Source organism: Cytophagia bacterium CHB2 (assembly GCA_030263535.1).
GTDB lineage: Bacteria > Zhuqueibacterota > Zhuqueibacteria > Zhuqueibacterales > Zhuqueibacteraceae > Coneutiohabitans.
Genome location: SZPB01000534.1, coordinates 1 through 3,226 on the forward strand (window position 1 = coordinate 1; position 3,226 = coordinate 3,226).

A 3,226-nucleotide genomic window follows, 5' to 3' on the forward strand; every position below is an offset into this window, starting at 1 on the left:
ATGCGCAGGGCATTGCGGCGCAACGCAGCTTCACCGCTAAGCGCGCTGATGCTGACCACTGCGGTTTGAATCTCTTCCGGCTGGCGGCTGGCCGTGACCACGACTTCATTCATTTCCAACGTGCTGCTGTTGAGGGCAAATTCAACGCGACTCACCGACTCGGCTTGCACGGTGACATCAAGCCGCGCAACTTGATAACCGATGAGGCTCGCACGCAACGTGTATGTTCCCGGCGGCACACGCTTGATCACAAATGCGCCTTTGCCATCAGCGCCCGCCCCCAACAACGATCCGAGAATTTGTACATTCGTGCCCGGCAACACCTCGCCGGTTTGCGCATCGACCACGCGACCTTGAATTTCGCCCAACATTTGCGCGTGCAAAAGAGCGCGGCCGTTCCCGGCAAACATGATTATAGCGTATACAAAAAAGCCCCAAACGCGAGGGGCAAACTTGATTCGTTTCACAAAAACCCTCCGAGTAAGCGCCTATAAATTATTTCTCGAACCTCTGGGAAGTCATCCGGCATGGGCGGACTTTCGTGAACGTTCAGCCGTGACGGATATTTCTCAGAATTCCTTGCTGGATGACAGGGGGAGTCAATGTTGCATGAGCTTTACCCTGAATTATTCATAAAGACTCCGCCACGAAGACACACAGGCACGAAGAACAAAAGCTTGCTAAACTTTGGTACAAAAAACTTTTTTTACACAAGGATTCACTTTTTAAGAAATCAAAGCTTTGTGTCCCGTGGTTGAGAATAGTTCAGGTTACGGACAGGGCGGGCAGGTTTTGCAATAATTGATGCCCGCCGGCAGCGATGAAAAAGTCACTTCAAAATCGACATTGGTGATGATCGAATCTTTAACAGCGATCACAGACTTCGGCACAAGCTGGCCCTGGCTTTCGCCGCAATGATACAAACCCACCGCGCGAATATCGAGGAACTGGCCCCTGCCGTACCAAAACAGGGAGATAAATTTGACCTCACCGCTGTTGACCGCAATGCGATATTCATCTTCGGCTTTGAAAAGGCCCAGCGTAAAATTCAAGCCTTTCAAATTGCCCAACACCGTCGGCAAAAACGCCGGGCCGCCAGGCGGAATCACGCCGATGGCGGCGACAGCCACGGCTTGCGAATTTGCCGGCCAGGGATCTTTGTAAATGATCTTGCCGCTGATAATTGCATCGCGATTGGCGAATTCCCAATTCGCGAAAATGTTCACGCTGTCTGCCACCGGCTGATCTTCTCGCACGACGACTTCTTGCAGCGCAAAAACTTCCCCCGGCGCAAGATGAACTCCAAGAATATTCGCGATATCCCACGGCGCACCCGATTTGCGCCACAACACGCCGGCTGCGGTATAAACACCCGGATCGGCAAATAATTCGTAATGCAGCGTATCGTCTTGCTGCGAGGTTTTATCGCGATTGAATGCCAACGGCGGGCTGTAAATCACCTCAGAAAGAAGATTTTCAGGAGGCAGGTTTTTCACCAAAACCACCACAGCCTCGGCAACATAATCCGGCGGCTTCGGCCCGGTGAAAATAATATCGCCGGATACTTTGGTGCGCACCGGCTCGACGCCATGATCAGAGCTGCAACTCATCCAAAAGGAGGCGGCAATCAAGAAAAACAACAGCGGCTTCCGGCGCGCGATGGAACGGCACAAAAAACAATTTTGCTTCATGATTCCTGCAATCTTAAAATGGAAGTAGTTCGAGTTTTGCAAACAGACTTCACGACGAGACACACTTTTACAGCCGTAATTCACAGCAAATTTTACGAAAAAAAAACCAGCTTCGCAATGAACATTCTCGCAGAGCATCGTCTTGCGGTACGATCAACGCCCTGCCCCTTTGTTTTTTTCTTCACGTCGTCGGCAATAAATTTTAGTTATGTGCCAGGCTTGACAATGTAACATTGATGTGACAAATTTAATTCATGCGTCTTGTTCCAAACATTTTACCCGATCTACCCCTCGGCATCGAAAGTGAAACCACGTTCATCGCGATCATCGCGCTGCTCTTGCCGGCATTATGGGCGATATTCCTTTTACTTGCCGGCAATATTTTTGACCGCGCCGCAGTGGGAACATTTTTCATGGCAGTCGGTCTGCTCCTCGGGTGGTTCACGGCTGCCGCGATTAGCTTGTGGCTGGCGCTTCTGTTTGCGTTTGTGATTTTTGCTGCCGGCCTCGCGCTTTATTTTTATTTGCCGCGCATTGCCCTGGCAATCGCCATGTTCTGGCCGCTGCCCACGATTTATTTCGCACACTTGTATTTCACCGGTTCCTTTAGCGGCAACCCCTGGGTGGGACTTGGTTTGCTTGTGGCAGGCGTTGCCTGCGGTATTCTGTTGGCGCGGGCGAGTGTTGCAATCATTGCCAGCGCGCTGGGAGCGCTCATTTTGGGTGTTTTATGGCCGGATCAACTTCAATTTATCGGCAGCATCGCAATTTTTATAACCGGCATGATTTGGCAAATGCTGGTGCAACCGCGTTTGCCGTTTTTCAAGGAGAGGGCGGATGCCGCGCTCGCTGTTTCGGCGCATGATCGTAAAACACAATACTGGCATGCTTTGCGTATCGCCGCTGCGCTGTTGCTTGCCGGCCTGTTCAGCGTGGCGTTCCTGGCCCCGCAACCGTCGCCCTCCTCCCCTGTTCATGAAGATCGCCTGCACGCGTTTCAACAAAACGGCGGACTTGACCGTCCCGCTTTGATTTTCTCCAGCGCGAATGTTTTTTATCTCACAGGCCGCGCCCTGCCGATCGCAATCCTTGCGGAAAAACAGAACTGGTGGAATCGTCTCAGGCTGATCATCGCGGGGAAATCGTCCGCCGCTGCGATTCACCGGTTACGCGCGCATAAAGATGAAGACGAATTGGAGAAATTGCGGCGCGCGGCGGCCATCACGTCGCGCGCCTTCGAACACATTGCGCCGCTGATTAAACCCGGCCGCAATGAAAACGAGATTGCCCAAGAAATTCTAAAATTTTTTCGGGAAAATGGCGCGACCGGCCTGGCTTTTCCGTTGATTGTCGGCGCCGGCGCCAACGCAACACGGCCGCACTACAGCGCCAACAATGCCGTCATGAATGAAGGTCTGGTGGTGATCGATATTGGCTGCAGCGTCGAGAATTATCCCAGCGATATGACGCGAACCTTTGCGGTCAATGGCCGCTTCTCCGCAGCAGAGCGCGAGTTGATGGACATTGTTATTGCT

Annotated in this window: 3 protein-coding genes; 1 reads left to right on the plus strand and 2 read right to left on the minus strand. The window is 52.3% G+C overall.

The features are described 5' to 3' along the window. Positions 1-467: carboxypeptidase-like regulatory domain-containing protein (locus FBQ85_28530; GenBank protein ID MDL1879080.1), on the minus strand; the 467-nt coding region annotated here is incomplete at its 3' end. A gap of 303 nt (positions 468-770) precedes the next feature. Continuing rightward, positions 771-1,691 carry a hypothetical protein gene (locus tag FBQ85_28535; GenBank protein ID MDL1879081.1) on the minus strand — a complete coding sequence of 307 codons (921 nt, stop codon included), beginning with the start codon at positions 1,689-1,691 and terminating at the stop codon, positions 771-773. A 254-nt stretch (positions 1,692-1,945) separates the two neighbouring features. On the opposite strand from FBQ85_28535, the gene FBQ85_28540 reads away from it, so the two are divergent. Next, positions 1,946-3,226: M24 family metallopeptidase (locus FBQ85_28540; protein MDL1879082.1), on the plus strand; the 1,281-nt coding region annotated here is incomplete at its 3' end.